This is a genomic window from Pseudoruegeria sp. SHC-113 (assembly GCF_025376885.1).
In the GTDB taxonomy this organism is placed as follows: domain Bacteria; phylum Pseudomonadota; class Alphaproteobacteria; order Rhodobacterales; family Rhodobacteraceae; genus Pseudoruegeria.
In genome coordinates, this window is sequence record NZ_JAHUBR010000001.1 from 2,736,331 (window position 1) to 2,754,194 (window position 17,864).

14 protein-coding genes are annotated in these 17,864 nt (G+C 65.4%); 8 read left to right on the forward strand and 6 right to left on the reverse strand.

The annotated features are described in order from the left end of the window. The first annotated feature begins 68 nt into the window (after positions 1-68). Positions 69-1,022 carry an MBL fold metallo-hydrolase gene (locus tag KVX96_RS13435; protein ID WP_261195024.1) on the forward strand — a complete coding sequence of 318 codons (954 nt, stop codon included), beginning with the start codon at positions 69-71 and terminating at the stop codon, positions 1,020-1,022. Between the two features lie 10 nt (positions 1,023-1,032). Here KVX96_RS13435 and KVX96_RS13440 read toward each other — a convergent pair whose 3' ends face one another. From KVX96_RS13440 to KVX96_RS13455, 4 genes are read right to left on the reverse strand one after another with little or no spacing between them, the layout of a single operon-like run. Next, positions 1,033-2,181, reverse strand: coding sequence for a hypothetical protein (locus KVX96_RS13440; RefSeq protein ID WP_261195025.1), 1,149 nt, complete (start codon positions 2,179-2,181; stop codon positions 1,033-1,035). 52 nt (positions 2,182-2,233) lie between these two features. Continuing rightward, positions 2,234-2,662, reverse strand: a complete 429-nt coding sequence (locus tag KVX96_RS13445; protein ID WP_261195027.1) for a DUF1801 domain-containing protein — start codon at positions 2,660-2,662, stop codon at positions 2,234-2,236. Positions 2,663-2,680: 18 nt separating this feature from the next. Beyond that, positions 2,681-4,099 carry a magnesium transporter gene (gene mgtE, locus KVX96_RS13450; protein WP_261195028.1) on the reverse strand — a complete coding sequence of 473 codons (1,419 nt, stop codon included), beginning with the start codon at positions 4,097-4,099 and terminating at the stop codon, positions 2,681-2,683. A gap of 23 nt (positions 4,100-4,122) precedes the next feature. Next, positions 4,123-5,781: an NAD+ synthase gene (locus tag KVX96_RS13455; protein ID WP_261195030.1), complete on the reverse strand. Its 1,659-nt coding sequence runs from the start codon at positions 5,779-5,781 to the stop codon at positions 4,123-4,125. Between the two features lie 264 nt (positions 5,782-6,045). Between KVX96_RS13455 and KVX96_RS13460 the strand changes: the two genes are divergently transcribed. After that, positions 6,046-7,518, forward strand: a complete 1,473-nt coding sequence (locus tag KVX96_RS13460) for an MORN repeat-containing protein (RefSeq protein ID WP_261195459.1) — start codon at positions 6,046-6,048, stop codon at positions 7,516-7,518. A gap of 163 nt (positions 7,519-7,681) precedes the next feature. On the opposite strand, the gene KVX96_RS13465 is transcribed toward KVX96_RS13460, so the two are convergent. After that, positions 7,682-9,223 (reverse strand): cryptochrome/photolyase family protein, encoded by a 1,542-nt coding sequence (locus KVX96_RS13465; protein ID WP_261195032.1) that lies wholly within the window; start codon positions 9,221-9,223, stop codon positions 7,682-7,684. Continuing rightward, positions 9,220-9,885, reverse strand: coding sequence for an SDR family NAD(P)-dependent oxidoreductase (locus tag KVX96_RS13470; protein ID WP_261195034.1), 666 nt, complete (start codon positions 9,883-9,885; stop codon positions 9,220-9,222). The genes KVX96_RS13465 and KVX96_RS13470 overlap by 4 nt, the downstream gene beginning before the upstream one ends. A gap of 305 nt (positions 9,886-10,190) precedes the next feature. Between KVX96_RS13470 and KVX96_RS13475 the strand changes: the two genes are divergently transcribed. The 6 genes from KVX96_RS13475 to rodA all read left to right on the forward strand — a co-directional run bounded on the left by KVX96_RS13475 (position 10,191) and on the right by rodA (position 17,743). Then, complete coding sequence (locus tag KVX96_RS13475) at positions 10,191-11,771, forward strand: 2-isopropylmalate synthase (protein ID WP_261195035.1); 1,581 nt, start codon at positions 10,191-10,193, stop codon at positions 11,769-11,771. A gap of 353 nt (positions 11,772-12,124) precedes the next feature. Next, positions 12,125-13,162, forward strand: coding sequence for a rod shape-determining protein (locus tag KVX96_RS13480; RefSeq protein WP_261195036.1), 1,038 nt, complete (start codon positions 12,125-12,127; stop codon positions 13,160-13,162). Between the two features lie 28 nt (positions 13,163-13,190). Then, positions 13,191-14,135 carry a rod shape-determining protein MreC gene (gene mreC, locus KVX96_RS13485; RefSeq protein ID WP_261195037.1) on the forward strand — a complete coding sequence of 315 codons (945 nt, stop codon included), beginning with the start codon at positions 13,191-13,193 and terminating at the stop codon, positions 14,133-14,135. Further along, on the forward strand, positions 14,128-14,667 hold the full coding sequence (locus tag KVX96_RS13490; RefSeq protein WP_261195038.1) for a rod shape-determining protein MreD: 540 nt from the start codon (positions 14,128-14,130) through the stop codon (positions 14,665-14,667). Before mreC ends, KVX96_RS13490 begins: the two co-directional genes overlap by 8 nt. Next, positions 14,664-16,607: a penicillin-binding protein 2 gene (mrdA, locus tag KVX96_RS13495; RefSeq protein WP_261195039.1), complete on the forward strand. Its 1,944-nt coding sequence runs from the start codon at positions 14,664-14,666 to the stop codon at positions 16,605-16,607. Before KVX96_RS13490 ends, mrdA begins: the two co-directional genes overlap by 4 nt. Next, a complete protein-coding gene (gene rodA / locus KVX96_RS13500) occupies positions 16,604-17,743 on the forward strand; it encodes a rod shape-determining protein RodA (protein ID WP_261195040.1) in 1,140 nt (379 codons plus the stop codon). Before mrdA ends, rodA begins: the two co-directional genes overlap by 4 nt. The last annotated feature ends 121 nt before the right edge of the window (positions 17,744-17,864 follow it).

Here is a 17,864-nt window from a genome sequence, read left to right on the forward strand (position 1 = left end):
TGCAAGTGACTGGCCAGCCCGCGTCGACGCCCTAAGCTCCCTGCAAGGCATCGATAAAGGAGTACCCCATGTCCGACGTGAAAATCACCCGCCGTGCCGCCATGCTCACCGGCGCCGCCCTGCCGCTGGCGGCGGGCCTCACCACGCTCTCCGGCCGCCCCGCTTCGGCTGCGGCCGAGATGATGGGCCCCGGTGGTGCAGCCTTCTCACGCATGAAGCTGGGCGGGTTCGAGGTCACCACGCTGCTGGATGGCAACCGCACGGTGGAAAACCCGCAGGAGATTTTCGGCATGAACGCCTCGCCCGAGGAGTTCGCCGAAGTGTCCGCCGCCAATTTCATCCCCACCGACAAGTCGCAGTTCTTCTTCACGCCGACCGTGGTGAACACCGGCAGCGAGCTTGTGCTCTTTGACACCGGGCTTGGCGCGGGCGGCATTGCCAAGGCGCTTGGCGATGCGGGCTACACGCCGGATCAGATCGACGTGGTGGTGCTGACCCACATGCACCCGGATCACATCGGCGGCATGATGACGGAAGGCGCGGCCACCTTCCCCAACGCCCGCTACGTGACCGCGAGCACGGAATACGACTTCTGGAGCAAGATGGAAGCGGGCAACCGCGTGGGCGACATGGTCGCTGCCAATGTCACGCCGATGGCCGAGAAGCTGAGCTTCCTTGAGGATGGCGGCTCGGTTGTTTCCGGCATCACTGCGATGGCGGCACACGGCCACACACCGGGCCACACCACCTATATGCTGGAAAGCGACGGGCAGCAGCTTTTGCTGATCGGCGATGCGGCCAACCATTATGTCTGGTCGCTGGGCTACCCGGATTGGGAAGTGCGTTTCGACATGGACAAAGCCGCCGCCGCCGCGACGCGCCGCAAGATCTTCGGCATGCTGGCCGCCGACAAGGTGCCCTTCATCGGCTACCACATGCCCTTCCCCGCCGTGGGCTTTGTGGAGGCCAAGGATTCGGGCTTCCGCTACGTGCCTGCGAGCTACCAGATGATCATGGGCTAAGCCCCACACTCTAGCGCGGCGGGGTGACCATCCCCGCCGTTGCGCGCCAGAACTGCAGGATCTCACTGCTGAGATCCACATCGCACATGCCGGAGGCGCAGGGCGGCTGATTGCCCCCCCACCCCGGCCAATCGTGCCCCCCATCCACCGTTGTCAGAACCGCCACCGGTGCACCGCCTTCTGACGGCAGGTAATCGCTGCGCACTGTCATGGTTTGATCGCCGCCCGCCCCGGCCCCAAGATCCGGGTACAGGCTTTCGATCCGGCGCGGCTGGGTCTGGTTGAATGCCGCCAGCCAATCCTCGGTGCGGCGGCGCTGGCTCGTGAGGTCGAAATTCCCGCGCTCCCGCCCGATCGGATTGAAGAGCACACAGCGCATCGCGATGTAGATACTGCCCGGCTCCGCACAGCGCGGATGGCGCTGCAGCTCGGCCACGATCTCCTCCACCGGCAGGGCGAATTTATCCGCTGTGCCCATGTGAAACAGGAAAGGCCGCTTCACGTCCCGGTTCGGCCCGAAGCGCGCGGGGCTCGCGTGCCCGGCCTCCACCGCGCGCATCTTGGCCGCGTTCACTCCCATGCCAGCGGCGGCAAAGCCTTTGAACCGCGCAGCCAGTGGCGCGGTGAGATAGAGCTGGAACACAAACCCCGCCCCGGCGGAGAAGCCCGCCGCATAGAAGCCCTGCACGTCGCGCTCGGCCTCGGTGGCGTCCATCAGCGCTTCCACGAAGGCGAGATCGGAAAAGCCCGTGCCGCCCGCGCAGCCGTAGGGCGCAGCGAGCCCGGCCCAATCCTGCGCCTGAAAGCCGATCTGCCGCCAGATCGACGAGCAGACGCCATCCTCTCCCACCTCGCGCGCATCCGGCACGATCAGGATCAGCCCCGCCTCGGTGTTGTAGCGCCAGAGGTTCACCATCGCCTCCGCCCCCGCGCCTGCCCCGTGGAAGGCGATGAGCGCGGGCAGGCTGCCGCCCTGATCGGGGATATGGCGGCAATAGCGGCGCGGCGCGCCCTCAACCGTGATTTCGCAGGCTTCAAAGGCGGTGGAGGGGCATGAGAACTCCGCCGGATCGGGCGGCGTACAGGCCTGCGCCCAGCCCTGCGACGGCAGAAGCGCCAGAGCGGCGAAGAGGAAGAAGCGAAAGGCGGCGCGGGTCATGCCCCTGTGATGGCGCAGGAAGGCAAACAGCCGGTTAATAGCTCGCCGAAAATCACACGGGATGCACTGGCCAGATCGCGCCCAGATCCTTCAGGCCGGTGGCGATCAGCTCGCGCAGCACGCCCAGATCCACATCCGACAAGCGATTGATATAGAGGCAGGATTTACCTGTCTTGTGCTTACCCAAGCGGGAAAGCAGATCGGAGTAATCCTGATAGCCGGGCATGATGTAGAGCGACAGCGCGCTCTTGCGTGGCGAGAACCCGGTGGCGAGGAAATCGCCCTCCCGGCCCGACTCGTAGCGGTAGTGATAACGCCCGTAGCCGATGATGCTCGGGCCCCACATGCGCGGCTCAAAGCCCGTGACCTCGGCAAAAAGCGCCGCCAGCTGGCGCGCGTCATCGGCACGGCGCTCAGGCGCGACCTGCGCCAGAAACGCCTCCACGCTGGCCTCGGTGGCTTGCGTCTTGTTCTCGGCCATCGCCGCGCCTCCCTTCCGCTACAGGTAAAGGGTGCTGGCCACGACGAAGAAAATCAAGACACCGAACACATCGTTGGAGGTGGTGATGAAGATCCCCGTGGCCACCGCCGGATCCTGCCCGAGCGCTTTCAGCACGAAGGGGATCACCGCGCCCAGCGTGCCTGCAAGCAGCGTCACCAGCGTGAGCGCCACCAGCGCGGTGGCGGCCAAAGCGCCCGCATCAGGGATCGGCAGGAAAAGGCTGACCAGAAGCACCACGAGCCCCGTGACCGCGCCCGCACAAAGCCCGTTCAGCGCCGCGCCCGCCATTTCGCGCAGCACACGGTCGCGGAAATCGCCCCGCCACGTGTGGCCCGAGGTGATCGCCTGCACCGAGACCGTGCTGGACTGGATGCCGGAGTTGCCGGCCGTGCTCATCACCACCGGAATGAACGAGGCCAGAATCGCCGCCTGCGCCAGCACCTCCTCGAAGGAGCCGATCACCATGGCCGCCACGGACGAGCCGATCAGCCCGCCCAGAAGCCACGGCAGACGGCGTTTGAGGATCGTCAGCGGCCCGTCGAACTGGGTCGAGGCCGGGGCGACGCCGCCCATGACGAGCATATCCTCCTCCGCTTCTTCGCGCAGGATCTCGGCCAGCTCGCGCGGGGCGACGCCGCCCACCAGCCGCCCGGCGCCATCCACCACGGCAATCGCGTGCAGATGCTGGGCCTCGGCCAGCCGCAGCACGTCCTCGCGGTCGGCCTCGGCGCTGACGATCATCGGGTCCGGCGTGAGGATCGCGGCTACCTCTGTCTGCGGCGGCGCGATCAGCACGTCGCGAAAGCGCAAGGTACCCACGGGGTGGTGCAGATCGTCCACCACGAAGATCATGTCGATCTTGCCGATCTCGCCCGAACGGCGGCGGATATCTTCGGTGAGCGCGGCCACGCTCCAATGCAGCGGCACCGCCATCAGCCCGTGGCGCATCACCGTGGCGACGGCGTCCTGCTGGGCCTGCACGGCGTGGCGCAGGGCTTCGGCCTTCGGGTGGCCGTCGATCAGCTCTTCGGCGAAATCGCGGGGCAGCTCCAGCAGCGTGTCCACCGCTTCATCCATCGGCATCTTGCGCAGCAGGCTGCGGAACTTGGCGACCGTGGTGGGATCAAACAGAACAGTGTGCAGCTCGGCATCCAGCTCCGAGAGCACCGCAAGGCTCATGTGTTCGGGCAGCCAGTGAAACAGCCGCCGCGCGCTTTTGGCGCGCAAGGACACGAGCGCGGAAAGCACGTCGGCCGGGTGCCAGCGATCCAGTGCGGTGAGAAGCGGCGCGCGGTCGTCCGCGCGGATCATCGCCTCGATCCGCTTCACCGTCGCCCGGTTGGCCGCCCGCCCGGCCTCTTGCGCTTCCGAGGCCCAAAGGAGCGGGGCGGTGGCATCCGTGCGGGCGTCAGGCATGGCGAGGCTTCCTCAGGGGCGCGTCAGCTGTTGTCGCGCCAGCGGTTGACGATCGGGTAGCGGCGATCCAGCCAGAAGGCGCGCGGGGTGAGACGCGTGCCGGGGGCGGACTGGAAGCGTTTGTACTCGGAGATGTAGATCAGATGCTCCACGCGCTTCACCGTGTCGCGCTCAAAGCCTGCGGCGACGCAATCGGCCACGCTGGCTTCCTCGTCGATCAGCATCGTCAGGATCGCATCCAACACCTCGTAAGGCGGCAGGCTGTCTTCGTCCTTCTGATCTTCGCGCAGCTCGGCACTGGGGGGCTTGTCGATCACGCGCGGGGTGATGACCTCCCCTTCAGGGCCCTTCATCCACGGCCGGTGGTTGGCGTTGCGCCAGCGGCAGGTCTCAAAAACGCGCGTCTTGTAGAGATCCTTGATCGGGTTGTAGCCGCCGTTCATGTCGCCATAGATCGTGGCATAGCCCACGGCGACCTCGCTCTTGTTGCCCGTCGTCAGCAGCATGGCGCCGAACTTGTTGGACATCGCCATCAGCAGCAGCCCGCGCAGGCGGGACTGGATGTTTTCCTCGGTGATGTCGGCTTTCGTGCCCTCAAACAGCGGCGCGAGCGTGTTGGTGACGGCAGCGCGGCTTTCGGTGATCGGCACGTAATCGTAGTGGCAGCCCAGCGCCTTGGCGATGATCTCGGCATCTTCCAGCGAGGCTTGCGAGGTGTATTCAGACGGCAGCATCACACAGCGCACGTTTTCCGCGCCCAGCGCGTCCACGGCGATGGTGGCTACAAGGGCGCTGTCGATCCCGCCGGAAAGCCCCAGCAGCACCTTGCCGAAGCCTGTCTTGCGGCAGTAATCGCGCAAGGACTCCACCATGCAGCGATAATCCTGCTCCCAGGCGTCGGGCTGATGAGCCTTCGCACCCTCTTGCGCGCGCCAGCCTTCCGGCGTGCGCACAAGATCCACCGTGGCCAACTCTTCCTCGAAGGGCGGCAGGATCATCGCCATCTCGCCGCCCGGGTTCAGCACGAAGCTTGCACCGTCAAACACCTGATCGTCCTGCCCGCCGACCATGTTGAGGTAGATCAGCGGCAGGCCGGTTTCGACAACGCGGGCCACCATGTGATTGAGCCGGGTTTCCAGCTTGCCCCGGTAATAGGGTGAACCGTTGGGCACCAGCAGGAACTCAGCGCCGGTCTCGGCCAGCGTCTCGGAGACATCCTCGTGCCAGGCATCCTCGCAGACGGGCGTGCCGATGCGGGTGTTGCCTACGCTGTAGGGGCCGCCGAGGGGGCCGCTGTTATAAAGGCGCACCTCGTCGAAGACGGTTTCATTGGGCAGGTGGTGCTTGAGCACGCGGCTGCGGATCTTGCCGCCTTTCAGGATGTAATAGGCGTTGAAAAGCTGCCCGTCCTCGAACCACGGCCCGCCGATGCCCATGGCGGGGCCGTCGGCGCATTCTTCGGCCAGCACCTCGATATGCGCGATGGCGTCGGTGAAAAAGGCCGGTTTGCGCACCAGATCCTGCGTGTTGTAGCCGGTGATGAACATCTCAGGCAGGGCGACCATATCGGCCCCCGCGAACCGGGCCTCCTGCCAGGCCGCCTTGGCGCGGGCGGCATTGCCAGCCAGATCGCCCAGCGTCGGGTTCAGCTGCGCAAGGGTCAGGCGAAAACGGTCACTCATGGCGCGGTCGCTCCTGCAGGGGGCCTTGGTTCTTCATCTGCCCCCGTCTTTACCAGACTGACCGGCAAGGGAAAGCCGCATCCGCCCCGCGTGCGCAAAAGCCGTTGTCAGCCCCCGTGGGCTCCTTTACCTTTTGCCGCAAACAGCGCCCGTCAGGCCGAAAAGGCCAATCGGGCAGCACAATGCGAACAGGCCAAGGGGGCTGACGTGCAGTTCAGACACGCAGGAAAACGCGCCGCGACAGGCGCAATCACGCAGGCTGTGATGGGGGCCGCGACGGCGATTGCGCTCGTGCTCGCCACACCGGGCGCGGCGCTCGCACAGACGGCGGGCGAAGGCCCGGTGGTGACGAAGCAATACGAAGATGGCGGGGTGTATGAAGGCACCTTCCGCAATGGCAAGCAGCACGGGCAAGGCAGTTATCGCCTGCCCAACGGCTATGAATACGAAGGCGAATGGCAGGACGGCGAGATCCGCGGCCAGGGCCGGGCGAAGTTCCCCAATGGCTCGATCTATGTCGGCGCTTTCGCCGACGGCAAACCCGAGGGCGTCGGCAAGATCACCTTCGCCGATGGCGGCACCTATGAAGGCGACTGGACGGACGGGCGCATCGAGGGCAACGGCATCGCCACCTACGCCAACGGCGTGGTCTATGAAGGCGGCTTCCGAAATGCGCTGCACCACGGGCTCGGCGTGATGAAAAGCCCCAACGGCTACATCTACGAGGGCGATTGGGTGGACGGCGTGAAGGAAGGCACCGGCCTGATCACCTACCCCGATGGCGCGATCTACGAAGGCACGATGATCGCTGGCAAGCGCGAGGGCACCGGCAAGCTGACGATGCCCGACGGGCTCGTTTACGAAGGCGATTGGCTGGATGGCCAGATCGACGGCAAGGGCAAGCTTCTGCAGATCAACGGCGATGTCTATGAGGGCGAGTTCGTCGCCGGGCAGCGCCATGGGCAGGGCAAAGTGACCTATGCCAACAGCGACGTCTACGAGGGCAGCTTCCAGAACGACAAGCGCCACGGGCAAGGCACGTTCACCGGCACCGACGGCTACCGCTATGTCGGCGGCTGGACGGACGGCCGCATCGAGGGCACGGGCGAGGTCACCTACCCCGATGGCTCCATCTACGTGGGCACTTTCGTGAACGATCTGGCCGATGGCACCGGCAAGATCACCTACCCGGATGGCAACACCTATGAAGGCGCGTGGAAAGCCGGGGTGATCGAAGGCAAGGGCGTGGCGCGCTACACCAACGGGCTGGTTTACGAGGGCGAATTCGCCAACGCGAAAAACCACGGTCAGGGCGTGATGACCTACCCCGACGGCTACCGCTACGAGGGCGAATGGTTTGACGGCCAGCGCCACGGCGAGGGTGTGGCCACCTATGCCGATGGCACCGTCTATACCGGCACCTTCAAGGCCGGTCAGCGCGAAGGCACCGGCAGCATCGTGATGCCCGACGGCTTCCGCTACGAGGGCGAGTGGTCCGGCGGTGAGATCGACGGGCGCGGCGTGGCGACCTATGCCAATGGCGATGTCTACGAGGGCATGTTCAAGGCCGGCAAACGTCAGGGCGAAGGCACCATGCGCTTTGCCACCGGCCAGCGCCAGAGTGGCTCCTGGGAAGGTGGCGCCTTCACCGATGGGGAGACGACGTTCCCGTCCGGCGAAGGGGAAGCACCAGCCTCCGAGGCCGCGCCTGCGCAAGAAGGGTCTGACGGAAACTAACGTCCAGATTCAAATTGGTAAGGGCAGCCTCCGTCCGAGGGCGTGGGGCTAAAAGCCCCCGCCCGTGGGGGCGGACGGGGGCTGCCCGGCGTGCCGCCGGGCGATCCGATTAAAATCTACTGAGTGAAACGAGGTGCCGCAGCTTTCTACGCGCCAAGAAGCGTTAAACCACCTCACCCGCCGCCAGCCGCGCGAGCAGCGCATCGCCTTCTTCCAGCACCTGCGCGCAATGGGCGTCGTCCATCCTGTCCCACGTGCGATACATCTGCCCCATGCGCGGGTTTCCGGCAAACCGCTCCCGGTGGCGGTTCAGGAAGTGCCAGTAGAGCAGGTTGAACGGGCAGGCCCCCTCCCCCTTCTTCGCCTTCACATCATAGGCGCAGCCCTTGCAGTAATCCGACATCCTGTCGATGTAGGCCCCGGAGGAGACATAGGGCTTGCTGCCCACCACGCCGCCATCGGCAAATTGTGACATCCCCAGCGTGTTGGGGGCCTCCACCCACTCAAACGCATCGGCGTAGACGGCCAGATACCATTCATGCACCTGCGCCGGATCGACGCCCGCCAGCAGGGCGAAATTGCCCGTCACCATCAACCGCTGGATGTGGTGGGCGTAGGCCTCGCGCTCCGTCTGGGCAACGGCGGCCTTGAGGCAGGCCATCTGCGTCTCGCCGCCCCAATAGGCGGCGGGCAGATCGCCCCCCTGTCCCAGCACATTGCGCGCCACGTAGCCCGGGCCTTCAAGGAAATAGACGCCGCGCACGAACTCTCGCCAGCCGAGGATCTGGCGGATGAAGCCCTCCACACTGTTCAGAGGGGCGCGGCCCGCACTGTATTCGCGTTCCGCCGCGCGGCAGACCGCCAGCGGATCCAGCAGGCCGACGTTGAGGTAAAGCCCGATCATCGCGTGGTTGAGGAAGGGATCTCCGGTGAGCATCGCATCCTGCGTCTCGCCAAAGCCCGGCAGGCCGTGGGTCAGAAAATGCGCCAGAGCTTCCTCGGCCTGCTGCGCATCGGTGGCGAACCAGAAATCCTCCAGCGAGCCGAAATTGCCGGAAAAACGTTCGTTCACCAGATCCAGAACCGCGCGCGTCGCCGCATCCGGCGCAAAACGCTTGGGGCCTTGCCGGAACATATCTGGCTTGGCGGGCTTGCGGTTGTCGTGATCGAAGTTCCACTTCCCGCCAACGGGCTTGTCGCCCTCCATCAAGAGGCCCGTTTCGCGTCGCATCTCGCGGTAGAAATACTCCATCCGCAGGCTCTTGCGCCCGTCTGCCCATGCGGCAAAGCGGCTTTGGGCGCAGATGAACCGGTCATCCTCCAGCATCTGCAGATCGAGCGGCATCTCTTGCAAGGCCTCGATCAGGCGCCATTCGCCGGGCCGTGTGGCGATGACCGCGCTTGCGCTTTCGGCCTGCGCCGCCGCCAACAGGGCTTCTGGGATCGAGGCAACGGGATCGTCAGCGTCCAGCGCCGTGTACCGCACGCGCCAGCCGTCCTTTTCCAAGGCTTCGGCGAACTTGCGCATGGCAGCGAAGATAAAGGCGATCTTCTTGGGGTGATGCGGCACGTAGTCCGTTTCCGCCGCGACTTCCGCCATCACCACCACGTCCCGTGCTTTGTCGGCCGCTTTCAAGGCCGCCACGTTGGGCGTGAGCTGATCGCCCAGCACCAAGACAAGGCGCGGTTTCTGAGGCGCGCTCACCACGGGATCTCCTTCCCGGCCCAATCGCGGAAGCAGCCGGTATCGGCAGGCGTCAGCCCATCGAGCACCGACAGCAAATGCGCCGCGCTCTCTGCGGCGGGCACTGCCGGATGGCGAGTTCGATAGTCGGCGGTGAAATCGGTGGCCACGGTGCCCGGATGCAGGGCGCAGATCGTGGCCTGCTTATGGGTGCGCGCCACTTCGATCGCGGCGGTGCGCAGCATCTGGTTCAGCGCCGCCTTGGAGGCGCGGTAGCCGTACCAGCCGCCCAGATGATTGTCGCCAATAGAGCCGACGCGGGCCGAAAGGGCCGCGAACTGCCAGGGCGCGTTGCGTGGCTGGCGTGGAAGCAGGTGCTTGAGCAGCAGCAGCGGGCCGATGGCATTGACGGCGTAGAGCTGGGCCAGCGCCTGCGGCTCGACCGCGCGAAGGGATTTCTCCGGCGCGCTGCCCTCAGGCGCGAGCTGGCCGACCGTGCAGAGGATGCGGTCAAACGCGCCGTCAACGCCCTCCAGCAACCGCGCGATGCTGGCCTCATCTGTCACGTCCAGCCCATCGGCGCTTCGGCTCAATCCAACCACCTCTGCTCCTGCCGCCGTGCTGGCCTGCGCCAGCGCCGCGCCGATGCCGCCTGATGCGCCGATGATCAGCACCCGTTTCATGCCGTGTCTCCCACTCCATTGCGGTCTTCCGGAGGTAAACCGCTCAAGCCCCGCGTCAATTTCCGCCGATGCGCCCGTTTGGGGCTTTCCTTTCCGTCAGCCGCGCGTATTATCCGCCGCCATGGACCGCATTGCGCATATCAGCCCCCTCGCCGCCCCGGCTTTTGCCGGCGCTGCCCTGCTGTCCGCGCTAGCCCTGCTCCTTAGCCGCCTCTGAGCGTGCCGGTTCGGTGCGACCGCTCAGAGGATCTTTGCCGCACCCCGAACCCCAATTTGGCTAAGCAGACAGCACGAAAGACCTTGCCATGACCATCGACAAGAGCCAGCAGGACCATGTCCTGATTTTCGACACCACCCTGCGTGACGGCGAGCAGAGCCCCGGCGCGACCATGACCCATAACGAGAAGCTGGAGATCGCCTCCCTGCTTGACGAGATGGGTGTGGACGTGATCGAAGCGGGCTTCCCCATCGCCTCTGAAGGCGATTTCCGCGCCGTGACCGAGATCGCGCAACGCAGCAAGAACAGCGTGATCTGCGGCCTGTCGCGCGCGCAATACGGCGACATCGACCGCTGCTGGGAAGCGGTGAAACACGCCGCCCGCCCGCGCATCCACACCTTCATCGGCACATCGCCTCTGCACCGCGCCATCCCGAACCTGACGAAGGACGAAATGGCCGAGCGCATCCACGACACCGTCAGCCACGCGCGCAACCTGTGCGACAACGTGCAGTGGTCGCCGATGGACGCCACCCGCACCGAGCATGACTACCTCTGCCGCGTGGTGGAAATCGCGATCAAGGCCGGGGCCACGACGATCAACATCCCCGACACCGTGGGCTACACCGCGCCGCGCGAAAGCGCCGATCTGATCCGGATGCTGATCGAGAAGGTGCCGGGCGCGGACGAGATCATCTTCGCCACCCATTGTCACAACGATCTGGGCATGGCGACGGCCAACGCGCTGGCCGCCGTGGAAGCGGGCGCGCGACAGATCGAATGCACGATCAACGGCCTGGGCGAGCGCGCGGGCAACACGGCGCTGGAAGAAGTGGTGATGGCGCTGAAAGTGCGCAACGACATCATGCCCTTCCGCACCGGCATCGACACCAAGAAGCTGATGCATATCTCCCGCCGCGTGGCGACGGTCTCGGGCTTTCCGGTGCAATACAACAAGGCCATCGTCGGCAAGAACGCCTTTGCCCATGAAAGCGGCATCCATCAGGATGGCATGCTGAAGAACGCCGAAACGTTTGAGATCATGCGGCCGGAGGACATCGGCCTGTCCGAAACCAACCTCGTCATGGGCAAGCACTCCGGCCGCGCCGCCCTGCGCGCCAAGCTGGCGGAGCTGGGGTTTGAACTGGCCGACAACCAGCTGAAAGACGTTTTCGTGCGCTTCAAGGCGCTGGCGGACCGCAAGAAGGAAGTCTACGAGGACGACCTGGTTGCGCTGATGCGCGACAGCGGCTCCGATCAGGCCCATGACCGGCTGCAGGTGAAATTCCTGCGCGTGATCTGCGGCACCGAAGCGCCGCAATCGGCAGACCTGACGCTGAGCATCGACGGGGTCGACAAGCAGATCACCGCTCAGGGCGATGGGCCTGTGGATGCCACCTTCAACGCCGTGAAGGCGCTGTTTCCGCACACCGCCCGCCTGCAGCTCTATCAGGTGCATGCGGTGACCGAAGGCACCGATGCACAGGCCACGGTGAGCGTGCGCATGGAGGAGGACGGCAAGATCGTCCATGGCGAGGCCGCCGACACCGACACCGTGGTGGCCTCCGCCAAGGCCTATGTGAACGCGCTCAACCGGCTGCTGGTGCGGCGCGAGAAATCCAAGCCCGGCGACGATGTGAAAACCGTCTCTTACAAGGACGTCTCCTGACGATCTTATCCAGACCCGGCCCTTCTAAGCGCCCCGGCCCCAGCGGCCGGGGCATTTTTCGTTGCGTCGCGAAAAAGAGGGGGCGCTGCCCCCGCCGCCTTTCGGCGGCTCCCCCGAGATATTTGCAGAACTAAAGTGGGGCGCGGTGGATGTTGAAAAATGGAAAGGAAGCGGCGTGGATTGCTGCCGATAAGTGGCAGAAAGTCGGAAAATGGAAAGGCGGCAAAAAGGTGCCGAAGGCTACGCGCATTGGCCTTTCCAACCTGCGCGTCAAGGGCCTATAACACTGCGGCCCGCCGAGCCACGACTCGGGCCGGGCCATTGGCGCATCTGGGGAACGGGAAGACCGATACATGCTAGGCTTTGGGGGATTGTTTTCGTCGGACATGGCGATTGACCTTGGGACGGCGAACACGCTCGTTTACGTGAAGGGGCGCGGCGTGATCCTGAACGAGCCCAGCGTGGTGGCCTACCATGTGAAGGATGGCCGCAAGCAAGTGCTGGCCGTGGGCGAAGACGCCAAGCTGATGCTGGGGCGCACGCCGGGCTCGATCGAGGCCATCCGCCCGATGCGCGAAGGCGTGATCGCGGATTTCGACGTGGCCGAGGAAATGATCAAGCATTTCATCCGCAAGGTTCACAAACGCACCACCTTCTCCAAGCCGAAGATCATCGTCTGCGTGCCCCATGGCGCGACGCCGGTTGAGAAGCGGGCAATCCGTCAGTCGGTTCTTTCCGCAGGCGCGCGCCGCGCGGGCCTGATCGCAGAACCCATCGCCGCTGCCATCGGCGCGGGCATGCCGATCACCGACCCCACAGGCAACATGGTGGTGGACATCGGCGGCGGCACCACGGAAGTGGCCATTCTGTCCCTCGGCGATATCGTCTATGCGCGCTCCGTGCGCGTGGGGGGCGACCGGATGGACGAGGCCATCATCTCCTACCTGCGCCGCCAGCAGAACCTGCTGATCGGCGAAGCCACGGCGGAGCGTATCAAGACCTCCATCGGGACCGCGCGCATGCCTGATGACGGGCGCGGCGCAGCGATGCAGATCCGGGGCCGTGACCTGCTCAACGGCGTGCCGAAGGAAATCGAGATCAACCAGGCACAGGTGGCCGAGGCGCTGGCGGAGCCGGTGCAGCAGATCTGCGAAGCGGTGATGACGGCGCTGGAAGCCACGCCGCCGGATCTTGCAGCCGATATCGTCGACCGGGGCGTCATGCTCACCGGCGGCGGCGCGCTGCTGGGCGAGCTGGATCTGGCCCTGCGCGAGCAGACCGGGCTGGCCATTTCGGTGGCTGACGAAAGCTTGAACTGCGTGGCTCTGGGCACCGGCAAGGCGCTGGAGTATGAAAAACAACTGCGTCATGTGATAGACTACGAGAGCTGACGGGCGCAGGCCGCCCCCGGGAGAGACGGTGGCATACGAGCGGAACACCAACACGGAATACTTCAACCCGATCCGGCGCATCCTGATCGGGGTTCTGCTGTTGCTGCTGCTCGGGATCTTCCTTGTCTGGCGGATCGACAGCCCGCGGGTGGAGCGTTTCCGCGCCCAGATCACCGACCAGATCGTGCCGAGCTTCGACTGGGCGCTGGCCCCGTTCACTTTCGTGGGCAATGTGTTCAACGATTTCCAGTCCTATCAGCGGATCTACGAACAGAACCAGGAGCTCAAGCGCGAGTTGCAACAGATGAAGGCCTGGAAAGAGGCCGCGCTGCAGCTGGAGCAGAAGAACGCCAAGCTGCTGGATCTCAACAACGTGCGGCTCGACCCGAAGCTAACCTTCGTCACCGGCGTGGTGTTGGCGGATTCGGGCAGCCCCTTCCGGCAGTCGGTGCTGGTGAACGTGGGCGAGCGCGACGGCATTCAGGACGGCTGGGCGACGATGGACGGCATCGGCCTTGTGGGCCGGGTCTCGGGCGTCGGGCGCTCCACGGCGCGGGTGATCCTGCTCACCGATTCCAACAGCCGTATCCCGGTGACGATCCAGCCCTCGGGCCAGAAGGCGATGCTGGCAGGCGACAACACCGCCCTGCCCCCGATCGATTTCATCGAAAGCCCCGAGCTGGTGCGCCCCGGTGACCGGGTTGTGTCTTCGGGCGACGGCGGGGTGTTCCCGGCAGGCCTCCTTGTGGGCCATGTGGCGCAAGGCTCCGACCGCCGCCTGCGGGTGCGGCTGGCCGCCGACTACGAGCGGCTCGAATTCCTGCGCGTACTGCGCAGCCGGGTGGTGGAGCCGCTGACCGACCCCGGCCACCTGCTGGCCCCGGCCTTCCCGCCGACGGGCCCGGCAACACCTGCGGAGGCCGCGGAAGGCAGCGCCGAAGCGGGCGCGGGTGAGGCGGCCGAGAATGGTTGATCCGATCCTGTCGAGCCGTCTGGCCTACCGGCTGCTCTATGTCGGGCTGGCCACGCTGATCCTTTTCCTGCAGCTTGTGCCGCTGCAGACCGTCCCGCGCGGCTGGGCGGCGCCGGATTTCCTCGTGGGCCTGACCTTTGCCTGGGTGCTGCGGCGGCCCGACTACGTGCCCGCCCTGCTGATCGCCGGGGTCGCCCTCACGGCGGACCTTCTGTTGCAGCGCCCGCCGGGGCTGCATGCGGCGCTGGTGCTGATCGGGGCTGAGTTTCTGCGCAGCCGGATGGTGCTGAACCGAGATCTGCCCTTTCTGGTGGAATGGGCGCTGGTTGCGGCGGTGGTGCTGGGGCTCGCGCTGGCCGAACGGCTGGTTCTTGCCGGTCTCTTCGTGCCCACCCCCCGCCTTGGCTTGACCTTCATCCAGGCGCTCACCACCATTGCGGCCTATCCGTTGGCCGTGCTGGCCAGCACCCATCTTCTGGGCATCCGCAAACTGGCGCGCGGCGACGTGGATTCGAAAGGCAGGCTGGTATGAAGCGCTCCCCCAAGGACACCGCCGAAAGCACGCGCCGGATCTCGCGGCGCGGCCTGCTGGTGGGCGGCATCCAGCTGGCCTTCATCGGCGTGCTCGGCATGCGGATGCGCCAGCTTCAGGTGAAGGAGGCCGACCAGTACCGCCTTCTGGCCGAGGAAAACCGCATCAACATCCGCCTGCTGCCGCCGCCGCGCGGGCTGATCCATGATCGCAACGGCATCACCGTGGCCGACAACACCCAGAACTACCGCATCGTCATGGTCCGCGAGGATGCCGGCGACGTGGACGAGGTGATCGCGCGGCTGCAGCAGCTTGTCTATCTGGAACCGGCCGATCTGGAGCGCGCCCGCAAGGAGATCAAGCGCCGCAGCCCCTTCGTGCCGGTGACGGTCACCGACCGCATCAGCTGGGACGAGCTGTCCCGCGTCGCCGTCAACAGCCCCGCCCTGCCGGGGATCACGCCGGAAGTCGGGCTGTCGCGCTATTACCCGCAGTATGGCGATTACGCTCATATCGTGGGTTACGTGGGCCCGGTTTCCGATTACGACCTGAGCAAGATCGACGATCAGGATCCGCTTCTTCAGATCCCGAAATTCCAGATCGGCAAGACGGGCATCGAAACCAAGATGGAGAAGGCCCTGCGCGGCAGCGCAGGCGCGAAGCAGATCGAGGTCAATGCCGTAGGCCGCGTGATGCGCGAGTTGGGCCGCCGCGAGGGCGATCCGGGCGAGAACCTGCGCCTGACCATCGACAGCAAGCTGCAGAACTACGTGCAGGCCAGACTGGGCGAGGAAAGCGCCACGGCCGTGGTGCTCGACACCCGCACCGGCGACATCCTCGCGGCGGGCTCCACGCCGAGCTTTGACCCCAACAAGTTCGTGCGCGGGATCTCTGTGAAGGACTACTCGGAGCTGACCGGGAACAAGTACCGCCCGCTGGCCAACAAATCCGTGCAGGGCACCTATCCGCCAGGCTCCACCTTCAAGATGGTGGTGGCGCTTGCCGCGCTGGAAGCCGGGGCGGTGACGGCGCAGGACACCGTCTATTGCCCGGGCTACATGGAGCTGGGAGATCGCCGCTTCCACTGCTGGAAGCGCGGCGGCCATGGCCATGTGAACCTCAACGCCTCGCTCGAACAATCCTGCGATGTTTACTACTACGATCTGTCCCTGCGCATCGGCGTCGACAAGATCGCCGAGATGGCGCGCAAGCTGGGGCTGGGCGAGCGCTTCGATGTGGAGATGTCGGCGGTGGCGGAGGGGCTGATCCCCACCCGCGCGTGGAAGCAGGAGGTCCGGGGGCAGTCCTGGCTCAAGGGCGACACGCTCAACGCCTCCATCGGGCAAGGCTTCGTGCTGGCCTCGCCGCTGCAACTGGCGGTGATGACAGCGCGGCTGGCCACCGGCAAAGAGGTGGTGCCGCGCCTGATCAAATCGGTGAACGACGTTGAGCAGCCCGTGCTGGGCGGCGCGGATCTGGGCTTTAACAAGGCCTTCCTGCGCGAGGTGCAGGAGGGGATGTACAACGTCTCCAACAGCCGCCGGGGCACCGCCTATTCGATGCGCATCGTCGAGGATGCCTTCCGCATGGCCGGCAAGACGGGCACCAGCCAAGTGCGCAACATTACCGCCGCCGAGCGCGCGCGCGGCGTTGTCTCCAACGCCGATCTGCCGTGGGAGCGGCGCGACCATGCGCTCTATGTGAGCTATGCGCCCTACGATGATCCGCGCATCGCTGTGAGCGTGGTCGTCGAACACGGCGGCGGCGGCTCCACGGCGGCGGCCCCGGTGGCGCGCGACATCGTTCTGCAGGCGCTCTACGGCGGCACGCCACCGCTGTCGGCCTACCCCGAAAAGGATCGCGGCCGTATCGAGAGCCAGCAGGACAAGATGGAGCTGCGCGATTTCGACAGCTTCGGCGAGGGCCAGACCCGCGCATGAGCTATCTTGAGTATAACGTCAAAACGGTGCCCACGGGCCTGAAGAAGGTGCTCTACCTGAACTGGCCCGTGGTGCTCTTGTTGGCGGCGGTCTGCTCGGTGGGCTTCCTGATGCTCTACTCGGTGGCGGGCGGCACGCTTTCGGTCTGGGCGGAGCCTCAGATGAAGCGCTTCGGGCTTGGGTTGGCGGTGATGTTCTTCATCGCCATGGTGCCGATCTGGTTCTGGCGCAACATGGCGGGGCTGGCTTACGGCCTGTCGGTCTTGCTGCTCTTGTACGTGGAGTTCTTTGGCTCCGTCGGCATGGGGGCCCAGCGCTGGATCAATCTTGGCTTCATGCGGCTACAGCCGTCTGAGCTGATGAAGATCACGCTGGTGATGCTGCTGGCCGCCTATTACGACTGGCTCGACATCAAGAAGGTCTCCCGCCCGCTCTACGTGGCGATCCCTGTGGTGCTGATCCTGCTGCCCACCGCGCTGGTACTGCGCCAGCCGGATCTCGGCACCTCCGTGCTGCTGCTCGTCGGCGGGGCAACGGTGATGTTCCTGGCCGGTGTCAGCTGGTACTACTTCGGCGCGGTGCTGGCCCTCGTGGTGGGCATCGTGACAGCCGTGTTCCAGTTCCGCGGCACGCCCTACCAGCTTCTGAAGGATTACCAGTACCGCCGGATCGACACCTTCCTCGATCCCTCAAGCGACCCTCTGGGCGCGGGCTATCACATCACTCAATCCAAGATTGCGCTGGGATCAGGCGGCTGGACGGGGCGCGGCTTCATGCAAGGCACGCAAAGCCGGCTGAACTTCCTGCCCGAGAAACACACCGATTTCATCTTCACCACGCTGGCCGAGGAATTTGGCTTTGTCGGCGGAGTGACGCTTCTGGTGCTCTACACGCTGATCCTGCTGTTCTGCGTGGCCTCCGCGATCTCCAACCGGGATCGCTTCGCCTCCCTGCTGACACTTGGCATCGCGACGACCTTCTTCCTCTTCTTCGCGGTGAATATGTCCATGGTGATGGGGCTTGCGCCCGTGGTGGGCGTGCCGCTGCCGCTGGTGTCTTATGGCGGCTCGGCGATGCTGGTACTGCTGGCGGCTTTCGGGCTTGTGCAAAGCGCCCATGTGCACCGGCCGCGATGAGGCTGCAAGCGCCTCAGTCAACACAATCAACCTAAGTTGAGCCACATTTCGCCGGAGCCGGGAGGCAGGGCTGGGCAAGGCACGCCCCCCTTGCTAAGCGTGGGGCACCTCAAGCCAAGGA